Source organism: Streptomyces sp. NPDC048751, from assembly GCF_043198595.1.
Classification (GTDB): domain Bacteria; phylum Actinomycetota; class Actinomycetes; order Streptomycetales; family Streptomycetaceae; genus Streptomyces.
Genome location: NZ_JBICUX010000008.1, coordinates 168501 through 189957, shown reverse-complemented (window position 1 = coordinate 189957; position 21457 = coordinate 168501). Strand labels below are relative to the sequence as shown.

Below are 21457 nucleotides of genomic sequence, written 5' to 3'. Positions count from 1 at the left end.
ACCCTACCTGGGTGGGTGTCGATTGAAACCCCTAGATCACAAAGACTGTCAAGGTGTGTCGTCGGTCACCCTGCGCTCTCCCTCGTGCCGTGTGGATACCCACTCAACGGGATTCAGAAGCCGAGTGTTCCAACGTCGGAGGGGTCAAAGTCTTCGAAGGCAGCGTGAGTTGCCTTCCGGGCCCGCGCCGGGAGCCCGTCGTGCGGGTGTGGCGCGATCCGCGCGGGGTACCGGACGGCCGGACGTGTTGTCGGCTCTTGCGGGGCGGTCACGGACCGGAGCGGGCGGGGACCCACCGCACACGGTGCCGTCGGTGGCCGGAGGTAGGGTCGAGGCGTTCCGTACCCGGCACCAGGAGAGCAAGACAGACATGACCGTGCAGCAGGAGGCGGAAGTCGGCGGTGACGCGCTGGAGGTCTGGATCGACCAGGATCTTTGCACCGGCGACGGCATCTGCGCCCAGTACGCGCCGGAGGTGTTCGAGCTGGACATCGACGGGTTGGCCTATGTGAAGGGCGCGGACGAGGAGCTGCTCCAGGACGCGGGGGCCACGACGCGCGTGCCGTTGCCGCTGTTGACGGATGTCGTGGACTCGGCGCGGGAGTGTCCCGGCGAGTGCATCCATGTGCGTCGTGTTTCGGACAAGGTGGAGGTGTACGGCCCGGACGCGGAGTGAGCGTCCGGACACGTTTGATCACCGTGACCGGGTGTGGCGTTCACACGCTGTGCGCGCCGGCGGGTGTGGAGCGCAGGAACGCGCCGTTCTTCCACTGCCATTTCGCGTCGGCCTTCACGTCGGGGCAGCAACTGGGCACGTCGGCTGTGGAGTAGCCGAGGAGTGAGGCGAAGACGGCTCCGTCGCGCACGGCGACGGTGGTGACGGTCTTGCGGTCCTTGGGGTCGACGAGGGTGGCCACTACGCGCGGCTGCGTGGTGTCCTCGGCCTGGGTGAGGACGTAGACGCCGTCGGGTGGGGTGCCCATGGGGGCGTCGCAGTGGACGACGGCCACTGTTTCGGGTCGGCCGTCTCCGTCGAGGTCGCCGGTGGCCTTCCGTTGTACGACAGCCTTGACGGGTCCGCACTGGAGGGGGAAGTCGACGCCCGTGGTGGTCGGGGGCGCTGCCGCGGGGGCGGTCTTCGATTCGGGGCCGGAGGCCTGTGCGGCCGTGGCTGAGTCCGGCTGGAGAAGTGAGGAGAGGGCGACGACGCCGGCGAGGGCTGTCGCGGTGGCGAGCCAGTGGATGGGGCGGGTGTGGGTGTGTGCGAGTTCCGGGACGGCGGATTGCTGCACTAGGAGCGTCTCCCGTGGGGGCTGTGCCGGTGGATGGCCTGCATGGTGCCACACGTCACACTGCGAGGGAACGGTGGGGTGGGCGGCGGGAGTCGCACGGGTGCGGTCGGGGGGGCCGACACCTTGTCCGGCGTCAACAAAAAGACGCCGTGGTGGAGTTCTCGCTGTGTTGCGGGAACTTCACCACGGCGTGATGACGTTGACTGCGGCACAGGGCCGCCTCAGCGGCCGACGCCTCCGTCGGCGTTGGGGCCGCTGTAGTCCTCGCCGTAGGCGCCCTTGGCGGGGCGGCGGCGGCGCATGGGCGGTTCGACGCCGTCGGCGAGGCGACGGGCGGTCAGGAGGAAGCCGGTGTGGCCGATCATCCGGTGGTCGGGGCGGACGGCGAGGCCCTCGATGTGCCAGTTGCGGATCATCGATTCCCAGGCGGTCGGCTCGTTGAAGCCGCCGAGTTCGCGGATGGACTCGACGGTCCGGGCGAGCTGGGTGGTGGTGGCGACGTAGCAGCACAGGATGCCGCCGGGCACGAGCGCCTTGGAGACGGCCTCCAGGCACTCCCAGGGGGCGAGCATGTCGAGGATGACCCGGTCGACGTCGGTGTCGCTCAGGTTGTCCTGGAGGTCGCCGACGGTGAGTTGCCAGGCGGGGTGCGGGCCGCCGAAGTAGCGCTCGACGTTCTGCTGGGCGATCTCGGCGAAGTCCTCGCGGCGCTCGTAGGAGTGCAGCATGCCCTGGTCGCCGATGGCGCGCAGCAGGAAGCTGCTGAGCGAGCCGGAGCCGACGCCGGCCTCGACGACGCGGGCGCCGGGGAAGATGTCGGCGAAGGCGAGGATCTGCCCCGCGTCCTTGGGGTAGACGACGGCTGCCCCGCGGGGCATGGACAGGACGTAGTCGGGGAGCAGGGGGCGCAGCGCGAGGTAGGCGACGTTTCCGGTGGTGCGGACGACGCTGCCCTCGGGAGCACCGATCAGTTCGTCGTGCGGGAAGGAACCCTTGTGGGTGTGGAAGTTCTTCCCGGCCTCGAGCGTGAACGTGTAGTGGCGGCCCTTGGGGTCGGTCAGCTGTACCTGGTCCCCGACCTTGAAGGGCCCGCGCCTGCGGGCGGCACCGGTCGGTTCGGACATGTGAACAGCCTACCGGGGTTTGCGGGGGCCGCCGACCATGGGGAGGGGGCGTTCCGGTCCTAGGAGGGCCTGGCCATCGCCTTGACGAACGCGCGCTCGACGTCGGCGGCCGACAGCACGCCGTAGATCTCTCCGGTCTCCTCGACGACCAGGTACTCGGTGGCGGGGGTGGCGCGCAGGGCGTCGAGGAGGTCCTCGCCGGCGAGTTCCGCGGAGACGCGCATGCCGTCGGTGAGGTCCTGGGCGAGGCCGCTGACGGGGACCCAGGGGCGGCGGTGTTCGGGTACGCCGACGATGGCGGCCTCGCGGACGAGGGAGACGGGTTCGCCGTGGGCGTCGACGACGACGAGGGCGCGGGCTCCGGCGTCGTTGGCGCGGCGCAGGGCTTCGGAGAGGGGGGTGTCGGTCTCGACGGGGACCGCGCGGCGGGTGAGGGTGCGGGCGCGCAGTTCGGGGAGGTGTTCGCGCAGGCGGGCCATGCGCAGGCTGTTGCCGGCGCCGGTCCAGATGATCGCGGCGAGGATGGCGGCGAGCAGGGCGTCCATGACCGTGTCCATGCCGACGCTGTCCTCGGCGGCGGAGCCGAGGGCTCCGGACTGGGTCAGCAGGGGCAGTCCGATCAGGACGGTGACGGCGAGGGCGCGGCCGACCCAGGCGGCGGCGATGGTGCCGCTCATCGGCTTGCCGGTGATCTTCCAGACGACGGCGCGCAGCATGCGGCCGCCGTCGAGGGGGAGGCCGGGCAGGAGGTTGAAGGCGGCCACGATGAGGTTGGAGATCATCAGGCCGGCCAGCAGGACGCCGGGGACGGTACCGGGCTCGACGGGCTGCATGGCGAGGTAGAAGAGGCCGGAGAGGACGAGGGAGAGCAGCGGGCCGACGAAGGCCAGCACGAACTCCCGGCCGGGGGTCTCGGCCTCCTTCTCGATCTCGGAGACGCCACCGAAGAACTGGAGCTGGATGCGGCGGACCGGGAGCTTGAAGCGGAGGGCGGCGACCGTGTGGGCCAGCTCGTGGACGAGCACGGAGGCGTAGAAGGCGATGGCGAAGAAGAGGGAGACGAGGTAGCGCAGGGCTCCGAGTTCGGGCAGGACGCGGTCGAGCTGGCCGCCGAAGACCCAGGTGATCAGGATCGCTACGAGGAACCAGCTGGGCGCGACGTACACGGGCACCCCGAACGGCCGCCCCATCAGCAGCCCGCCCCGAGTGTTCTCCGGGGGCCGCGGGGGGCGTCCCTTGGTGCCGGAGTGGGCGTGAGCGTGGGCCGGGTGGGTGTCTGCGTGGTTGTCGGCGTAGTTCCCTGCGGAGTGGTTCGCGACCGGCCGGGCGGGGTGCGGGTCCCGACCAGGCACGGGGCTTCCCGACTGACCAGAGGTCACGCCCTGTTCGGGGCCGGGCCGCTCGGGGCGCCCGGCGGTGGCGTCGCTGTCGGGCGCGGTGCCCTCGGGGCGGCCGGTGGTGGTGCCGTCTCCGGGCATGGCGGGCCCGGGGCGCTCGGCGGTGGCGTCGCTGTCAGGCCCGGGGCGCTCGGCGGGCCCGGGTTGCCCGGGGGTCGCGCCGCCTACGGGCGCGGTGCCCTCGGGGCGGCCGGCGGTCGTGCCGTCTCCGGGCCCGGGGCTCCCGGCGGTCGCGCCGTCCCCGGGGCGCTCGGTGGTCGTGCCGTTGTCGGGAGTGGTGGGTGGCCTGGATTCCTTGTGTGTGCGGGGAGGCTCAGGCGCGTCGGGCGCGGGGCTCGGCGTGTGGGTGTGGTTCTCGGGTGCTGCCGGGGCGGGCGACTGTTCGTTGTGGTGGGGCTGCGGGGCGTCGTCCGGGCGGTGCGTGCCGTGGGCCGTCGGGGGCTCGGGCTCCGCTGTCGTGTCCTCGGGCTCTTCGTCCGGGGTGTCGGGGGCCGGGTGCGTGGGGTCGGCGGCCTGGGCCGCGGGCCCCGCGTGGTGCTCGGCCGCCTCGTCGTTGCCCGGGCGCGGCTGTCCGCTCCCGCCGCTTTCCACCACGGTGTCCCCTCGTTTGCAGCGTGTTCCCCGCCTGCCGGGCGGATGGTCTCGGGTCGATGGTATGCGTCCGTCGTGGCGCGTTCCGCCCCGGCACCCCCTGTGTTTCCCGTGCCGGGGTGGCGGTCGCGGCCCGCGGGTGGGTCACTGTCAGTGGCGGGCCGTATGGTCTGTGGTCATGGAGACCAGCACCGAGGGCGTCGAGCCATCCCCCAGCGACGGTGTCGTACCGGACCAGGCGCAGGCCGTGGAGCCGGCGGCCGTCGCGACAGCGCCCGCCTCTCTGTCGCCCTCGCGTGCGAGTGATTTCATGCAGTGCCCGTTGCTGTACAGGTTCCGGGTGATCGACCGGCTGCCGGAGAAGCCGAGTGAGGCCGCGACCAGAGGCACGTTGGTGCACGCGGTGCTGGAGCGCCTCTTCGACGCGCCTGCGGCCGAGCGCACCGCGCCGCGCGCCAAGTCGCTGATCCCCGGCCAGTGGGACCGGCTGCGGGAGAGCCGGCCGGAGGTGGTGGAGCTGTTCGCCGACGATCCGGAGGGCGAGCGGCTGGCGCGCTGGCTGGGTGAGGCGGAGCGGCTGGTGGAGCGCTGGTTCACGCTGGAGGACCCGACGCGGCTGGAGCCCGCCGAGCGGGAGTTGTTCATCGAGGCCGAGCTGGAGTCCGGGCTGACGCTGCGCGGGATCATCGACCGCGTGGACGTGGCGCCGACGGGTGAGGTGCGGATCGTCGACTACAAGACGGGCAAGGCGCCGCGGCCGGAGTACGCGGAGGGCGCCCTGTTCCAGATGAAGTTCTACGCCCTGGTCGTCTGGCGGTTGAAGAGGGTGGTCCCGCGTCGGCTCCAGCTCGTGTATCTCGGCAGCGGTGACGTGTTGACGTACGACCCGGTGGTCGCCGACCTGGAGCGGGTGGAGCGCAAGCTGCTCGCGTTGTGGGAGGCGATCCGGCTGGCGACCGAGACGGGTGACTGGCGGCCGCGGCCGACGAAGCTGTGCGGCTGGTGCGATCACCAGGCGCACTGCCCGGAGTTCGGCGGCACTCCCCCGCCCTATCCGCTGCCGTTGCCGGTGAGGGCGGCCGAGTCCGGCGATGTCACGCAGGGCAGAATGGGGCCGGACTAGCGAAGGAGACTTACGTGGCCATCCGCGTCCTACTCGTCGACGACCAGCCGCTCCTGCGTACGGGCTTCCGGATGATCCTGGAGGCCGAGCAGGACCTCGCGGTGGTGGGCGAGGCCGGAGACGGCCTTCAGGCGCTCGATCAGGTACGGGCCCTGCAGCCCGACGTGGTTCTGATGGACATCCGCATGCCGCGGATGGACGGCGTGGAGGCGACCCGGCAGATCACCGGACCGGGGCGGGACGGCCCGGCGAAGGTGCTGGTGCTGACGACGTTCGACCTCGACGAGTACGTGGTGGAGGCGCTGCGCGCGGGTGCCAGTGGCTTCCTGCTGAAGGACGCGCCGGCCAACGAGCTGGTGCAGGCGATCCGGGTGGTGGCCGCCGGTGAGGCGATGCTCGCGCCGAGCATCACCAGGCGGCTGCTCGACAAGTACGCCACGCATCTGCCCTCCGGCGACGAGCCGGTGCCGGACACGCTGCACACGCTGACCGACCGTGAGGTGGAGGTGCTGAAGCTGGTGGCGCGCGGTCTGTCGAACGCGGAGATCGCCGCCGACCTGTTCGTCAGCGAGACCACCGTCAAGACGCATGTGGGTCATGTCCTGACGAAGCTGGGGCTGCGTGACCGGGTGCAGGCCGCGGTGTACGCGTACGAGAGCGGGCTGGTGCGTCCCGGGGCGCAGTAAGACGGACGTACGCGCGTAGGGCGCCCCCTTGACTTCAGGGGGCGCCCTACGCGCATGTTCACGAACCAGGCGTCGATCAGTCCTCGCTCTTGCTGAGCTCCCAGAACCGGAAGACGGTCGAGGCGTCGAGGCAGTACTGCAGGCCGTAGGTGTTGTCGCGGACGACCGCGTACTGCTTGGCCTGCCAGACCGGCAGCACGGGCAGTTGGTCGGCGACGATGTCCTGGAGGCGGCCGAAGTCCCCGTCGGTGTTGGCGCGTTCGCTCTGGGCGGCGGTGCGGGGGATGAGGGTGTCGGTGATGGTGCTGTTGGTGTAGTTGTTGCTGAGCACGTTGCCCTTGCCGAAGAAGGGGGCGGTGAAGTTGTCGGCGTCGGGGTAGTCGGGCACCCAGCCCTTGACGTAGACGCCGTACTTGCCGGCCTCGATGTCCTTCTCGTACTGGCCGTAGGCGACGGACTTCACGTCGGCGTCGAACAGGCCGCTGGCGTTGAGCTGGCCGGCTATGGCCTTCAGTTCCTGGTCGGTGGCGGGGCCGTAGCGGGAGGGGGTCGACCAGAGGGTGAGCTTGACCTTGCCGGTGATGCCGTCGCCCTTGAGCGCGTCGGCGGCCTTGGTCTTGGAGGGGCTGGCGCCGTAGCGGTCGAAGAACGCGGTGTTGTGGCCGGCGATACCGGCCGGGATGATCGAGTACAGCGGGCTCGCGGTGCCCTGGTAGACGTTCTTGATGAGGGCGTCGCGGTCGATCAGGTAGGCGATGGCCTTGCGGACGCCGAGCTTGCCGGCGACCGGGTCGTCCATGTTGAAGACCAGGTGCTGGACCTCGGCGCTGGTGCCCTCGACGGCCTCGACGCCGGAGTCGGGGTCGCCTTCCTGGATGGCGGTGACATCGCTCGCGGTGAGACCGCGGTAGGCGAGGTCGACCTTGCCGTCGAGGAGGGCCTTCTTGAGGGCGGACTGGTCGCCGTGGAAGAGCTTCAGCGTGACGCCGGAGTTCTTCACCTCGGCGGTTCCCTTGTAGTTCTCGTTGACCGAGAAGACGGCCTCGTCCTTGCCGAAGGAGTCCAGCTTGTACGGGCCGGAGCCGACGGCCTCGCCGTCCTTGCGCAGCCCGTCGGCGTCGTACTGCCGGTGGTCGACGATGGAGCCGGCACCGGAGGCGAGCTTGCTGGGGAAGGTCGCGTCGGGGACCTTGAGGTGGAAGACGACGGTCTTGTCGTCCGGCGTCTCGACCTTGTCGAGCATGGGGAACATGATCGCCGGGCCGGCCTCGTCGTTGATCTTCAGCATGCGGTCGAAGGAGAACTTCACGTCCTTGGACGTGAGGGAGTCGCCGTTGCTGAACTTCATGCCGTCCTTCAGCGTGCACGAGAACACCTTGGCGCGGGTGTCCGTGAAGGAGCACTCCTCGGCGGCCTCCGGCTGCGGCTCGGTGCCTCCGTTGGGGAAGCTCAGCAGCGACTGGAAGACGTTGTTGAACAACAGCCAGGAGCCGGGGTCGTAGCCGGAGGCGGGGTCGGTGGCGAGGACGTCGTCGGACATCCCCATCACCACGGTGGAGCCGTTGCCCCCGTTGTCGCCGCTCTCCGTGCCGCATCCGGTCAGCAGGCCGGAGGCCAGACCAGCCACGATCGGCAGGACCGGCCACTGGTTGCGCATCTTCACTTGGGTGTGCCTTGTCGTCGGGTTCTCGTCACCCCGGGGTCGTGGTCAGGGCCCCGGGCTCTCAAGGAGTGTCAGCCGCTCACACCACGGCCGAGCTCCCACAGCTGAAGGGTGGAGGCGGAGTTGAGCGCGTACGCCGTGCCCGTGATGTCGTCGCGGGCGGCGACATACTGCTTGCCCTGCCACAGGGGCAGTTCGGGAACGTCCTGTGCGACGGTGTCCTGAATGTCTGTCAGGGTCGTCGCGGCGGCGAGGCGGTCGGCCTCGCGGCGGGACTCCGGAATCAGGGTGTTGATGATCCGACTGTTCGCGTACGGCGACTTGAGGAAGTTGTCCTTGTCGAGGAAGGGGGCGAGGAAGTTGTCGGCGTCGGGGAAGTCGGGGAACCAACCCATGCCGTACACCGCGTACTCGCCCTTGCGCTCCGCCGGGACGTAGGTGTCCCAGGGGGTGCCCTTGATGGTGACGTCGAAGAGGCCGCTGTTGTTGAGCTGCTTCTGCAGGACCTGGAACTCCTGCTTGGTGGCCGGGCCGTAGTGGTCGGTGGTGTAGTTCAGCGTCAGCTTCACCGGGGTGGAGACGCCGGCCTTCTCCAGCAGCGACTTGGCCTTGGAGGTGCTGGGGTCGCCGTACTTGTTGAAGAACGAGTTGGAGTGGCCGGTCACGGAGGCGGGGACCAGCGAGTACAGCGGCTCGGCCTGGGTGCCGTACACCTGGGAGACGAGTTCGCTGCGGTTGACGAGCTGGGCCATGGCTTGCCGCACGGCCTTGGCCTTCACCACCGGGGCGTCGGTGTTGAAGCCCAGGTAGCGGATCTCCAGGCCGTCGAGTTCGACCATGTCGACGTCGCCCGAGTTGCTGGAGAGCTTCTTGATCTGCTCCGGGGACATCGTGCGGGACATGACGTCGATGTCACCCTTTTCCAGGGCGGCGCCCATGGCGTCGGCATCGGCGTAGGAGACCATGTCGACCTCGTCGTTGTTCACCTTCAACGTCCCCTTGTAGTCGGGGTTCTTGGTGAACACGGCCTTGACCATCTGGTCGTCCTTGGTCTCGGCCTTGAGGGTGTACGGGCCGGAACCGTCCACGTCGAAGCCGTCGCGCAGCTTGCCCTTGTCGTAGTCGTCGGGGTTGACGATGCCCGCGACCGGGGTGGACAGCTTGAACGGGAAGGTGGCGTCGGCGGTCTTCAGGTGGAAGATGACGTCGCGGTCACCCTTGGTCTCGACGGTGTCGATGGTGGACAGCAGCGCGAACACGCCGGAGTCGGCCTTGAGGGAGCGCGCGCGGTCGATGGAGAACTTCACGTCCTCGGCGGTGACGGGGTCCCCGTTGGAGAACTTCAGGCCCTGGCGCAGCTTGCACTCGTAGCGCTCGTTGCCGCTGTCGGTGAAGACGCAGCTCTCGGCGGCCTCCGGGACCGGGTCGCCCTCACCCTTGGGCTGGATCATCAGGGTCTGCACGGTCTGGCGCAGGATGTTCCAGGTGCCGACGTCGTAGGCGTAGGCGGGGTCGAGCGGGGCAGGGACGTCCTTGGTGGCGATGAACCGGTCCGTGGTGCCCACCACGATGGCGTCGCCGCCACCGCTACCGCTGTCGGACCCACCGCAGGCGGCGAGCACGGGCGCGATCAGGCCGACCACGGCCGGCAGCACCAGGGTCTTGCGGTTCATGCTCGAGTTTCTCCAGAGTCGGTTCCGTGTACCCGGCATGCATGGGTGTCGCGGCGGATCACGGGGTAAGGGCGATGTTCTCGCGACGAGATTAGTCCGCACTTGCAGGGGCGCCCGCAGTCACCGGAGTTGAGTAGCCATCACGCAGCGAAACCGGGCGTGGACGCACCGAAAACCCGACAGGGGAAGGATTCGTGCAGGGTCTCATCAATCGGGACACAAGGGCGCGCCCGGGCCCCCCGAACGGGGGTGTAAAGCACACATGAGATCCCGTGTCGACCCCTTGCGTGGTGGCTAACGTCACACCCCGAAAAGAGGTCGCTCCGCCTGGAATTCGATCGCCCCAAGGTCGTAATTTCCCTGGTTGGGCGTGTGTCGAATTCCCTGGTTATCGCCTCCGCACGCTGGGTGAACACCCAGGCGCTTTTCTGTCATCAGTTGGTCAACAACCCGCGCAGAAATGTCAGGTCGACCTCTTCCAGCGAGGTCACGACGGTGCGTCGGGCGGCCGGTGCGATGGGTGCGACCGACGGCACGGCCACGACGTGGCAGCCCGCCGCCTCCGCCGAGGCGACACCGGTGGCGGTGTCCTCGACGACGGCGCACCTCGCCGGATCCGCACCGAGTCCGGAGGCGGCGAACAGGTAGGGGTCGGGGTGCGGCTTGGTGCGGGGCACCTCGTCGCCGGCCACGCTCAGGGCGAAGTACTGGGGGCCGAGCGAGGTCATGACGCGGTCGATGATGCGCCGGTGTGAGGCCGAGACCAGGGCCGTGGGGATCTCGTGCACGGCGAGCTCGGCCAGCAGCCGGGCGGCTCCCGGCATCAGCGGCAGGGCGTGTCCGATGCGCTTCTCGAAGCCCTGGTTCAGCAGGACCGTGAGCTCGTCGAGCGAGATGTCGGCGCCGGTGGCCTCGATGAGGAATCCCGCGCTGCGGGTCATGGGGCCGCCGACCACGACATGGCGCCAGGACTCGTCCAGGGTGTGCCCCAGACCGGCGAAGATCTCGCACTCGACGTCCCACCAGAAGCCCTCGGTGTCGACGAGGGTGCCGTCCATGTCCAGGAGCACGGCCTGTAGGGCGGAGCCTTCGGCCGTTCGGGTTCCGAGTGCGGGGATCGTACTGGTCATCCACGTACCTCCATGGGGGACGAGCAGGCCGGTTCCCGCGCGGGAACCGGCCTGCAGTGGACCGACCAGTGTACGACTTATCGGATCAGCGTGCTGGGTGTGACGCACAGCGCCCTGCGAGGGGGCGCCGGACGGCGCCCCGTGTCACCGTGCGTTGAAGTACTTCGCCTCCGGGTGATGGATCACGATGGCGTCGGTGGACTGCTCGGGGTGGAGCTGGAACTCCTCCGAGAGGTGGACGCCGATCCGCTCGGGCTGGAGGAGCTCGGCGATCTTGGCGCGGTCCTCCAGGTCGGGGCAGGCACCGTAGCCCAGGGAGAAGCGGGCGCCGCGGTACTTCAGCTCGAACATGCCGGCCATCTCCGCCGGGTCCTCGCCCGCGAAGCCCAGCTCGGAGCGGACCCGGGCGTGCCAGTACTCGGCGAGGGCCTCCGCCAGCTGCACGGACAGGCCGTGCAGTTCGAGGTAGTCGCGGTAGGAGTTCGACTCGAAGAGACGGGCGGTCTCCTCGCCGATGCGCGAACCGACGGTGACGACCTGCAGGCCGACGACGTCCGTCTCCCCCGACTCCTCCGGGCGGAAGAAGTCGGCGAGGCAGAGGCGGCGGCCGCGGCGCTGCCGCGGGAAGGTGAACCGGGTGCGCTCGTTGCCGCTCTCGTCCAGAAGGATCAGGTCGTCGTCCTTGGACACGCAGGGGAAGTAGCCGTAGACCACGGCGGCTTCGAGGAGGTTCTCGGTCTGGAGCCGGTCCAGCAGGCCGCGCAGCCGGGGCCGGCCCTCGCTCTCGACCAGCTCCTCGTACGTCGGCCCGTCACCGGTGCGGGCCTGCTTCAGGCCCCACTGGCCCTTGAACAGGGCGCCCTCGTCGAGCCAGCTCGCGTAGTCCTTCAGCGGGATGCCCTTGATGACGCGGGTGCCCCAGAACGGCGGCTCGGGGACGGGGTTGTCGGTGGCGACGTCCGAGCGGACGTGACCCTCCTCCGGCCGCTCCTCGACCTCCGCACCGGCCGTCGCGCGGACCCGGCGCTGCTTCAGCTCCGGCAGCTTCGCGCCCGGCACGCCCCGCTTGACGCCGATCAGGGCGTCCATCAGGCGCAGGCCCTCGAAGGCGTCGCGGGCGTAGCGGACCTCGCCCTCGTAGATCTCGTGCAGGTCCTGCTCGACGTACGCCCGGGTGAGGGCGGCGCCGCCGAGGATGACCGGGAAGTTTGCCGCCAGGCCGCGCTGGTTCAGCTCCTCCAGGTTCTCCTTCATGATCACCGTGGACTTGACCAGGAGTCCGGACATGCCGATGACGTCGGCGCGGTGCTCCTCGGCGGCGTCCAGGATCGCGGAGACGGGCTGCTTGATGCCGAGGTTGACGACGTTGTAGCCGTTGTTGGACAGGATGATGTCGACGAGGTTCTTGCCGATGTCGTGGACGTCGCCGCGCACGGTGGCGAGGACGATGGTGCCCTTGCCGGCCTCGTCGCCCTCGACCTTCTCCATGTGGGGTTCGAGGTAGGCGACCGCGGTCTTCATCACCTCGGCGGACTGCAGGACGAACGGCAGCTGCATCTGGCCGGAGCCGAACAGCTCGCCGACGACCTTCATGCCGTCCAGGAGGGTGGCGTTGACGATGTCGAGGGCGGAGCGTTCCTGCAGGGCCTCGTCGAGGTCGGCCTCCAGGCCGTTGCGCTCGCCGTCGATGATGCGGCGCTTGAGGCGCTCCTCCAGCGGCAGCGCGGCCAGCTCCTCGGCCTTGCCGGCCTTCAGGGACTTGGCGGTGGCGCCCTCGAAGAGCTGCATGAGCTTCTGGAGGGGGTCGTAGCCCTCCGCGCGGCGGTCGTGGATGAGGTCGAGGGCCGTTCGGACCTCTTCCTCGCTGAAGCGGGCGATCGGGAGGATCTTCGACGCGTGGACGATCGCCGAGTCCAGGCCCGCCTTGACGCACTCGTCGAGGAAGACGGAGTTGAGCAGGATGCGCGCGGCCGGGTTGAGGCCGAAGGAGATGTTCGACAGGCCCAGGGTGGTCTGGACGTCCGGGTGGCGGCGCTTGAGCTCGCGGATCGCCTCGATGGTGGCGACGCCGTCCCCGCGGGACTCCTCCTGACCGGTACAGATGGTGAAGGTCAGGCAGTCGATGAGGATGTCCGACTCGTGGATGCCCCAGTTGCCGGTCAGGTCGTCGATGAGCCGTTCGGCGATCTCGACCTTCTTCTCGGCGGTGCGGGCCTGGCCCTCCTCGTCGATGGTGAGCGCGATCAGCGCGGCGCCGTGCTCCTGGGCCAGCCGGGTGACTTTCGCGAACCGGGACTCGGGGCCGTCGCCGTCCTCGTAGTTCACGGAGTTGATCACCGCGCGGCCGCCGAGCTTCTCCAGGCCGGCCTGGATGACGTCGACCTCGGTGGAGTCCAGGACGATCGGCAGGGTGGAGGCGGTGGCGAGGCGGCCGGCGAGTTCCTCCATGTCGGCGACGCCGTCGCGGCCGACGTAGTCCACGCAGAGGTCGAGCATGTGGGCGCCCTCGCGGATCTGCTCGCGGGCGATCTCCACGCAGTCGTCCCAGCGGGCCTCCAGCATGGCCTCGCGGAACTTCTTCGAGCCGTTGGCGTTGGTGCGCTCGCCGATGGCCAGGTAGGAGGTGTCCTGGCGGAAGGGCACCGACTGGTAGAGGGAGGCCGCGCCGGGCTCCGGCTGCGGGCTGCGCTCGGAGGGGGTCAGCTCGCGGACGCGCTCGACGACCTGGCGCAGGTGCTCGGGCGTCGTACCGCAGCAGCCGCCGATCAGGGACAGGCCGTAGTCGCGGACGAAGTTCTCCTGCGCGTCGGCCAGGCCCTCGGCGTCGAGCGGGAAGTGGGCGCCGTCCTTGGTGAGGATGGGCAGGCCCGCGTTCGGCATGCACAGCAGTGGGATGCGGGAGTGGCGCGTGAGATAGCGCAGGTGCTCGCTCATCTCGGCCGGGCCGGTGGAGCAGTTCAGGCCGATCATGTCGATGCCGAGCGGCTCCAGCGCGGTGAGCGCGGCGCCGATCTCGGAGCCGAGCAGCATGGTGCCGGTGGTCTCGAACGCCATCGAGACCAGCAGGGGCACCTGGGTGCCGGTCGCCTCCAGGGCGCGGCGGGCGCCCAGGACGGAGGCCTTGGTCTGGAGGAGGTCCTGGGTGGTCTCGACGATCAGGGCGTCGGCGCCGCCCGCGAGCAGGCCCTCGGCGTTGGCCTGGAAGCCGTCACGGATCGTGCCGTACGGGACGTGACCGAGGGTGGGCAGCTTGGTGCCGGGGCCGATGGAGCCCAGGACCCAGCGCTGCCGGCCGTCGCGGCCGGTGTACGCGTCCGCGGTCTCGCGGGCGATACGGGCGCCGGACTCGGAGAGTTCGAAGACGCGGTCGGCGATGTCGTACTCGGCCATGGCCGCGTGGTTGGCGCCGAAGGTGTTGGTCTCGACGCAGTCCACGCCGGCGTCGAAGTACGCCTCGTGGACGGAGCGGACGATGTCCGGGCGGGTGACGTTGAGGATCTCGTTGCAGCCCTCGAGGTTCTCGAAGTCCTCGAGGGTGGGCTCCTGCGCCTGGAGCATGGTGCCCATCGCTCCGTCGGCTACGACCACACGGGTGGCGAGCGCCTCGCGGAGCGCGGACACGCGGGCCCGGCTGTCGGCGGAAGGGGTCGGCGGCACTGAGGCCATGAAGGGGCTCCCTTTGATGCGACGGCTGTCGGCTTTGCGCGTTCCCCGGACCGGCCCGGGCAGGGCTCACCCGAGGAGGGCGCACCCGGCCAGGGTAGCCGGGACGGTGGGCTTATGGTCAGGGCGTCCACGGGACGGACGGGCATGGCGGCCGGACCGGGTGCCGGGGCACGCTCGGGCGACCTGCGGGATCACGCTCGGGCCACCTCCGGGTCGCCTGCGGAAGACGCCTGGCGGAACACGTATTGACCGACCATTAGCGGGAGGTCGGCATGGACCGGTAGTGTTCGACATTGCCGAACGACGGCAGCACTGCCGCGCTGTGAGTGGTCGAGGCGGTCTATGCGGTCGGTGCGGTCGGTGCGGTCGATGGGGACGGAGGCAGGACGGCGATGGCACGGAACATCCAGTCGCTCGAACGGGCGGCCGCGATGCTGCGGCTGCTCGCGGGTGGTGAGCGGCGGCTCGGCCTCTCGGACATCGCCTCGTCGCTGGGCCTGGCCAAGGGCACCGCCCACGGCATTCTGCGCACCCTCCAGCAGGAGGGCTTCGTCGAGCAGGACGACGCCTCCGGGCGCTATCAGCTGGGCGCGGAGCTGCTGCGCCTGGGCACCACCTATCTCGACGTCCACGAGCTGCGGGCGCGCGCGCTGGTGTGGACGGACGACCTGGCCCGCTCCAGCGGGGAGAGCGTTCACCTGGGCGTGCTGCACCAGCAGGGCGTGCTGGTCGTGCACCATGTCTTCCGTCCCGACGACAGCCGTCAGGTCCTGGAGATCGGGGCCATGCAGCCGCTGCACTCCACCGCCCTGGGCAAGGTGCTGTCGGCCTACGACCCCGTCGCGCACAGCGAGGCCCTGGAGGCCGACCGCAAGCCCTTCACGGACCGGACGGTGTGCGAGCCGGAGGCGTTCGAGCAGCTCCTGGACATCACGCGCGCGCGTGGGTACGCCGCCGACGTCGAGGAGACCTGGGAGGGCGTGGCCTCCATCGCCGCCCCCATCCACGACCGGCGCCGCATGCCGGTCGGCGCGGTCGGCATCACCGGCGCGGTCGAGCGCGTCTGCCGTGAGGGGGAGCTGCGCCCCGACCTCATCGCGGCGGTCCGCGACTGCGCCCGCGCGGTCTCGCGCGACCTGGGCGCCGGGCGGTTCTGAGCAGCGCGCCGCAGGGCATCAGCAGGCCGGGACGCCGTCATGGCGTACCCGGCCTTCGTCGTTTCGGCCTGGAGAGAAGGCGCGATCAGTAACGATCAGGTTTTCGATAACAGAACTCTTGACGCACGTGTGACGCCGGAGCAAGACTCCCGTCCATCGGTCGGCATTGTCGAACACCTACCGGCAATACGCGCTAGAGTGTGACAACGCCAAGGGCCGGCATCGCTCTCACCCCTGAGGGCGCGGAACCTCCGGAGGGACCCGGGGTTCGGCTTCCCCTGGACGAAGGACAAAGGAGTCGCGGGTGTCCAGCTCCGACATCTTCATCGGCGAGACCATCGGTACCGCCATACTCATCCTGCTCGGCGGCGGCGTCTGCGCCGCCGTCACGCTGAAGGCCTCCAAGGCCCGCAACGCCGGCTGGCTCGCCATCACCTTCGGGTGGGGCTTCGCAGTGCTCACGGCGGTCTACACCTCGGCGCCGCTGTCCGGCGCCCACCTGAACCCGGCCGTGACCCTCGCGCTCGCGATCAAGGACAACGACTGGAGCAACGTCCCGACGTACTTCGCGGGACAGCTGCTCGGCGCCATGATCGGTGCCACCCTGGTCTGGGTCGCCTACTACGGCCAGTTCCATGCCCACCTCACCGACAAGGAGATCGTCGGTGGCCCGGGCGCGCAGGCCACGGCGGCCAAGGCTGTCGAGGCCCAGGAGAAGGGCGCCGGCCCCGTCCTGGGCGTCTTCTCCACCGGGCCGGAGGTCCGGGTGGTCTGGCAGAACCTCGCCACGGAGATCATCGGCACGATCGTGCTGGTCCTCGCCGTCCTCACGCAGGGCCTCAACGACAAGGGCAACGGTCTCGGCACCCTGGGCGCCCTGGTCACCGCGCTCGTCGTCGTCTCCATCGGTCTGTCGCTCGGTGGCCCGACCGGCTACGCGATCAACCCGGCCCGTGACCTCGGTCCGCGTATCGTGCACGCCCTCCTCCCCCTGCCCAACAAGGGCGGCTCGGACTGGGCCTACGCCTGGATCCCGGTGGTCGGTCCGCTCGCCGGCGGCGCGATCGCTGCGGGCATCTACAACGTCGCATTCGCTTGAGGGCACCGGGCTCGCGCCGTCGAGCCCGACCCGGGAACTTCACAGCACGCGCCGTACGTAAAGCCCCATAACCACTGATTTCTCAGGAGCACACAGTGACCGACGCCCACACCGCCGGCCCCTTCATCGCAGCCATCGACCAGGGCACGACCTCCTCCCGCTGCATCGTCTTCGACCGCGACGGCCGCATCGTCTCCGTCGACCAGAAGGAGCACGAGCAGATCTTCCCGAAGCCGGGCTGGGTCGAGCACAACGCCAACGAGATCTGGACCAACGTCCAGGAGGTCGTCGCCGGCGCCATCGCCAAGGCGGGCATCACCCGCGACGACATCAAGGCCATCGGCATCACCAACCAGCGCGAGACCACACTGCTCTGGGACAAGAACACCGGTGAGCCCGTCCACAACGCCATCGTCTGGCAGGACACCCGCACCGACGCCCTGTGCAAGGAGCTCGGCCGCAACGTCGGCCAGGACCGCTTCCGCCGCGAGACCGGCCTCCCCCTCGCCTCCTACTTCGCGGGCCCCAAGGCCCGCTGGCTGCTCGACAACGTCGAGGGGCTGCGCGAGCGCGCCGAGGCGGGCGACATCCTCTTCGGCACCATGGACACCTGGGTCATCTGGAACCTGACCGGCGGTGTCAACGGCGGCAAGCACTACACCGACGTCACCAACGCCTCCCGCACCCTGCTGATGAACCTGCACACGCTGGAGTGGGACGCGAAGATCGCCGAGTCCATCGGCGTCCCGCTGGCGATGCTGCCGGAGATCCGCTCCTCCGCCGAGGTCTACGGCGAGATCACCGGCGGCAAGCTCGGTGACCTGCTCGGCGGCATCCCGGTCGCCTCCGCGCTCGGCGACCAGCAGGCGGCCCTGTTCGGCCAGACCTGTTTCTCCGAGGGCGAGGCCAAGTCCACGTACGGCACCGGCACGTTCATGCTCATGAACACCGGTGAGAAGATCATCAACTCCTACAGCGGCCTGTTGACCACCGTGGGCTACCGGATCGGCGACGACAAGCCGGTCTACGCCCTGGAGGGCTCGATCGCCGTCACCGGCTCGCTGGTGCAGTGGATGCGCGACCAGATGGGCCTGATCTCCACCGCCGCCGAGATCGAGACCCTGGCGCTGACGGTCGAGGACAACGGCGGCGCCTACTTCGTGCCGGCCTTCTCCGGCCTGTTCGCCCCGTACTGGCGCTCCGACGCCCGCGGTGTGATCGCCGGCCTCACCCGGTACGTCACCAAGGCGCACCTCGCGCGCGCCGTCCTGGAGGCCACGGCCTGGCAGACCCGTGAGATCACCGACGCCATGACGAAGGACTCCGGCGTCGAGCTCTCCGCGCTCAAGGTCGACGGCGGCATGACCTCCAACAACCTGCTGATGCAGACCCTCTCGGACTTCCTGGACGCGCCGGTGGTGCGCCCGATGGTCGCCGAGACGACCTGCCTCGGCGCCGCCTACGCCGCCGGTCTCGCCGTCGGCTTCTGGACCAGCACCGACGACCTGCGCGCCAACTGGCGGCGGGCCGCCGAGTGGACCCCCCGCATGGACGCGGACACCCGCGACCGTGAGTACAAGAGCTGGCTCAAGGCCGTCGAGCGGACCATGGGCTGGCTCGAGGACGAGGAGTAAGAAAGAGCATGACCAGTCAGTCCACCCTGCAGTCCGTGCCTGCCCTGGGGACCCACCCGGCCTCCGGCTCCAACCCGAGCCGCGCCGAGACCCGGGAGCAGCTTTCCAGGGCGTCGTACGACCTTCTCGTGATCGGCGGCGGCATCCTGGGCATCTCCACCGCCTGGCACGCCGCGCAGTCCGGCCTCAGGGTGGCTCTGGTCGACGCCGGCGACTTCGCCGGCGCCACCTCCTCCGCCTCCTCCAAGCTGCTCCACGGCGGTCTGCGCTACCTGCAGACCGGCGCGGTGAAGCTGGTGGCGGAGAACCACTTCGAGCGCCGTGCGGTCTCCCGCCAGGTGGCCCCCCACCTGGCGAACCCGCTCACGTTCTACCTCCCCGTGTACAAGGGCGGGCCGCACGGCGCGGCGAAGCTCGGGGCGGGCGTCTTCGCCTACTCCGCGCTGTCGGCGTTCGGTGACGGCGTCGGGCACCTGCTGTCGCCGGCCAAGGCCGCGCAGGACGTGCCCGAGCTGCGCACCGACAACCTCAAGGCCGTGGCCGTGTACGGCGACGACCAGATGAACGACGCCCGGATGGCGCTGATGACGGTCCGCGCGGCCGTCGAGTCGGGCGCGGTCGTCCTCAACCACGCCGAGGTGACCGGCCTGCGCTTCACCAAGGGCCGGGTGACGGGCGCGGACCTGCGCGACCGCACCTCCGGCGACGAGTTCGGCGTGAACGCCCGTCTCGTCCTGAACGCGACCGGCCCGTGGGTCGACCACCTGCGCAAGATGGAGGACCCGAACGCGGCGCCCTCGATCCGGCTGTCGAAGGGCGCGCACCTGGTCCTGAAGCGGACGTCCCCGTGGCGGGCCGCGCTCGCCACTCCCATCGACAAGTACCGCATCACCTTCGCCCTCCCCTGGGAGGACATGCTGCTGCTCGGCACGACCGACGAGGAGTTCGAGGGCGACCCGGCGGATGTCTCCGTCACCGAGAAGGACACCGCCCAGATACTCGACGAGGCCGCGTTCTCCATCCGCGACCAGCAGTTGAGCCGTGACCTGATCACGTACTCCTTCGCGGGCCTGCGGGTGCTGCCGGGCGGCCCCGGTGACACGGCGAAGGCCAAGCGCGAGACGGTGGTCACGGAGGGCCGCGGCGGTATGCTGTCGGTCGCGGGCGGCAAGTGGACGACGTTCCGGCACATCGGCCGTACGGTGATGAAGAAGCTGGAGGCGCTGCCGGGTCACCCGCTGGGCGACGACTTCGAGCCGATCTCCTCGCTGCCGAAGAAGCTGCCGCTGCCGGGTGTCGCCAACCCACGCGCGGTCGCCCACCGTCTGCTGGTCGACGGCCCGGCGCCGGGCCCGCGCATGGCGGCGGACACCGCCAAGCACCTGGCCACGCACTACGGTTCGCTGGCCTTCGACATCGCCCGCCTCGCCAACGACAACCCGGAGTTGGGCGAGCGCGTCCACCCCGACGCCCCCGAGATCTGGGCCCAGGTCGTCTACGCCCGCGACAACGAGTGGGCCGAGACCCCGGACGACGTACTGCGCCGCCGTACCACCCTCACGATCCGCGGCCTGGCCACGGACGAGGTCCGCGCGAAGGTCCAGGACCTCCTCGACAAGAAGTAGACCCACCGCCGGCCCACCTCCCCTGACCGGGCCGGCACGGGAACGGCCCCTCCGCACCGGGGCCGACACCACGAAAGGGGCGCCTCCCCGCCGAGGGAGCCGCCCCTTTCGCATGCGGTCGTTGTCAGTGGCGGGTGCTTCCATGGGCCCATGGACATCGATCAGCCCGCCCCTGAGGATCTCGCCGCGCTGCGGGCGGCGTTCGCCGTGGACGACGGCGGTGAGTCGGCGCTCGGCTGGGAGGCGGTGCACGCCTTCGAGGCGGAGCACGGGGTGCTGCTGCCGGAGCCGTACCGTACGTTCGTGGCGGAGATATCCGACGGGTCGTTGCAGGGTCCGCCGGAGTACGGGCTCGTGGGACTGGCCGAGTTGCCCGGCGACTGGGGCGATGACGGCGAGGGCCGGGACCTGGGCAAGCCGTTCCCGCTCACCGGAGGATGGCTCTGGGAAGAGGACGACGGGCCGTACGAGGATCCCGAGGCCGTCATAGAGCAGGTACTCAACCACGGGTCGATCGTGCTGGGGACGGACGGGTGCGCCATGAACTGGCACCTCGTCGTCACCGGCCCCCAGCGAGGGCAGATCTGGCATGTGACCGACGTGGGCGCCATGCCGTTCGGGGCGGAGTTCGGGTTCACGAGCTCCGCGCCCGGCTTCGCCGGCTGGGTCGCTCACTGGGCGGCCGGGAAGGAGTGGTTCGACAAGGCGTGACGCGGGTTGCCACCGGGGGGAGCGTCACGAACGCGACCGCCCCATAATGACGCCTGGACATCCGATGTCTGGGCGCTGTACGACAAGGGAGGCCGGTCATGGCAGTCACCGATGAGGCGATCGAGAAGATCAAGGGCATGATCGTCTCCGGCGCGCTGCGCCCCGGCGACCGACTGCCCAAGGAGAGCGAGCTCGCGGCGGATCTCGGGCTGTCGCGCAACTCCCTGCGGGAGGCCGTGCGGGCGCTGTCGCTGATCCGGATCCTGGACGTGCGGCAGGGGGACGGCACGTATGTCACCAGTCTCGACCCGCAGTTGCTGCTGGAGGCGCTGAGCTTCGTCGTGGACTTCCACCGCGACGACACGGTCCTGGAGTTCCTGGCCGTGCGCCGCATCCTGGAGCCCGCGGCGACGGCGATGGCGGCCTCCCGCATCAGCGAGCAGCAACTGGACGCGCTCACCACCCAGCTGGACAAGCTCGGATCCACTCCGTCGGTGGAGGAACTCGTCGCCTGCGACCTGGAGTTCCACCGCGGCATCGTGCAGAGCGCGGGCAACTCGGTGCTGTGCTCGCTGCTCGACGGGCTGTCCGGGCCGACCACCCGGGCCCGGATCTGGCGCGGGCTGACCCAGGAGGACGCGGTCACCGGCACCCTGCGCGAGCACCGCGCGATCCTGGCGGCCCTGCGCGACCGGGACGCGGAGGCGGCCCGCTCGTGGGCGACCGTGCACATCGCGAGCGTGGAGCAGTGGCTGCGCTCGACGCTGTGAGCGCTTTCCCGGGGGTGTTCGGGAGTCCCGATCGGGGCAGTGATCCGAGCACCGTCCCGCACAAGGGGGCTGCGGGCGCCCCCGCCGCACGCCGTAAGGTTGGGTGGTCAAGCGAG

Annotated in this window: 16 protein-coding genes; 9 read left to right on the top strand and 7 right to left on the bottom strand. The window is 70.0% G+C overall.

The window, feature by feature from the left end:
• Nucleotides 1–370 precede the first annotated feature (370 nt).
• Nucleotides 371–676 carry a ferredoxin gene (locus ACGFNV_RS25715; protein WP_393625661.1) on the top strand — a complete coding sequence of 102 codons (306 nt, stop codon included), beginning with the start codon at nt 371–373 and terminating at the stop codon, nt 674–676.
• Between the two features lie 40 nt (nt 677–716).
• On the opposite strand, the gene ACGFNV_RS25710 is transcribed toward ACGFNV_RS25715, so the two are convergent.
• The 3 genes from ACGFNV_RS25710 to ACGFNV_RS25700 form a co-directional block, all read right to left on the bottom strand.
• A complete protein-coding gene (locus ACGFNV_RS25710; RefSeq protein WP_393625349.1) occupies nt 717–1292 on the bottom strand; it encodes a hypothetical protein in 576 nt (191 codons plus the stop codon).
• A 221-nt stretch (nt 1293–1513) separates the two neighbouring features.
• Nucleotides 1514–2416, bottom strand: coding sequence for a tRNA (adenine-N1)-methyltransferase (locus tag ACGFNV_RS25705; RefSeq protein WP_133929354.1), 903 nt, complete (start codon nt 2414–2416; stop codon nt 1514–1516).
• Between the two features lie 59 nt (nt 2417–2475).
• Nucleotides 2476–4407, bottom strand: coding sequence for a site-2 protease family protein (locus tag ACGFNV_RS25700; protein WP_393625348.1), 1932 nt, complete (start codon nt 4405–4407; stop codon nt 2476–2478).
• A gap of 175 nt (nt 4408–4582) precedes the next feature.
• Between ACGFNV_RS25700 and ACGFNV_RS25695 the strand changes: the two genes are divergently transcribed.
• Both ACGFNV_RS25695 and ACGFNV_RS25690 read left to right on the top strand, forming a co-directional pair.
• Complete coding sequence (locus ACGFNV_RS25695) at nt 4583–5527, top strand: RecB family exonuclease (RefSeq protein WP_393625347.1); 945 nt, start codon at nt 4583–4585, stop codon at nt 5525–5527.
• A 14-nt stretch (nt 5528–5541) separates the two neighbouring features.
• A complete protein-coding gene (locus tag ACGFNV_RS25690; RefSeq protein WP_030606450.1) occupies nt 5542–6213 on the top strand; it encodes a response regulator transcription factor in 672 nt (223 codons plus the stop codon).
• Nucleotides 6214–6289: 76 nt separating this feature from the next.
• Here ACGFNV_RS25690 and ACGFNV_RS25685 read toward each other — a convergent pair whose 3' ends face one another.
• The 4 genes from ACGFNV_RS25685 to metH form a co-directional block, all read right to left on the bottom strand.
• Nucleotides 6290–7876 (bottom strand): ABC transporter substrate-binding protein, encoded by a 1587-nt coding sequence (locus ACGFNV_RS25685; RefSeq protein ID WP_393625346.1) that lies wholly within the window; start codon nt 7874–7876, stop codon nt 6290–6292.
• 71 nt (nt 7877–7947) lie between these two features.
• A complete protein-coding gene (locus ACGFNV_RS25680) occupies nt 7948–9549 on the bottom strand; it encodes an ABC transporter substrate-binding protein (protein WP_393625345.1) in 1602 nt (533 codons plus the stop codon).
• Nucleotides 9550–9983: 434 nt separating this feature from the next.
• Nucleotides 9984–10679, bottom strand: a complete 696-nt coding sequence (locus ACGFNV_RS25675; RefSeq protein WP_393625344.1) for an HAD family hydrolase — start codon at nt 10677–10679, stop codon at nt 9984–9986.
• Between the two features lie 144 nt (nt 10680–10823).
• Nucleotides 10824–14345 carry a methionine synthase gene (metH, locus tag ACGFNV_RS25670; RefSeq protein WP_393625343.1) on the bottom strand — a complete coding sequence of 1174 codons (3522 nt, stop codon included), beginning with the start codon at nt 14343–14345 and terminating at the stop codon, nt 10824–10826.
• A 392-nt stretch (nt 14346–14737) separates the two neighbouring features.
• Here metH and ACGFNV_RS25665 point away from each other — a divergent pair, with 392 nt between their 5' ends.
• The 6 genes from ACGFNV_RS25665 to ACGFNV_RS25640 all read left to right on the top strand — a co-directional run bounded on the left by ACGFNV_RS25665 (nt 14738) and on the right by ACGFNV_RS25640 (nt 21341).
• Nucleotides 14738–15502 (top strand): IclR family transcriptional regulator, encoded by a 765-nt coding sequence (locus ACGFNV_RS25665; RefSeq protein ID WP_393625342.1) that lies wholly within the window; start codon nt 14738–14740, stop codon nt 15500–15502.
• 304 nt (nt 15503–15806) lie between these two features.
• Entirely contained in the window at nt 15807–16601 is a 795-nt protein-coding gene (locus ACGFNV_RS25660) for an MIP/aquaporin family protein (RefSeq protein ID WP_393625341.1), read from the top strand.
• Nucleotides 16602–16696: 95 nt separating this feature from the next.
• Nucleotides 16697–18235 (top strand): glycerol kinase GlpK, encoded by a 1539-nt coding sequence (gene glpK / locus ACGFNV_RS25655; protein WP_393625340.1) that lies wholly within the window; start codon nt 16697–16699, stop codon nt 18233–18235.
• Between the two features lie 8 nt (nt 18236–18243).
• Nucleotides 18244–19860 (top strand): FAD-dependent oxidoreductase, encoded by a 1617-nt coding sequence (locus tag ACGFNV_RS25650; RefSeq protein WP_393625339.1) that lies wholly within the window; start codon nt 18244–18246, stop codon nt 19858–19860.
• 150 nt (nt 19861–20010) lie between these two features.
• On the top strand, nt 20011–20571 hold the full coding sequence (locus ACGFNV_RS25645) for an SMI1/KNR4 family protein (protein WP_393625338.1): 561 nt from the start codon (nt 20011–20013) through the stop codon (nt 20569–20571).
• Between the two features lie 98 nt (nt 20572–20669).
• Nucleotides 20670–21341: a FadR/GntR family transcriptional regulator gene (locus tag ACGFNV_RS25640; RefSeq protein ID WP_393625337.1), complete on the top strand. Its 672-nt coding sequence runs from the start codon at nt 20670–20672 to the stop codon at nt 21339–21341.
• Nucleotides 21342–21457: the final 116 nt, after the last annotated feature.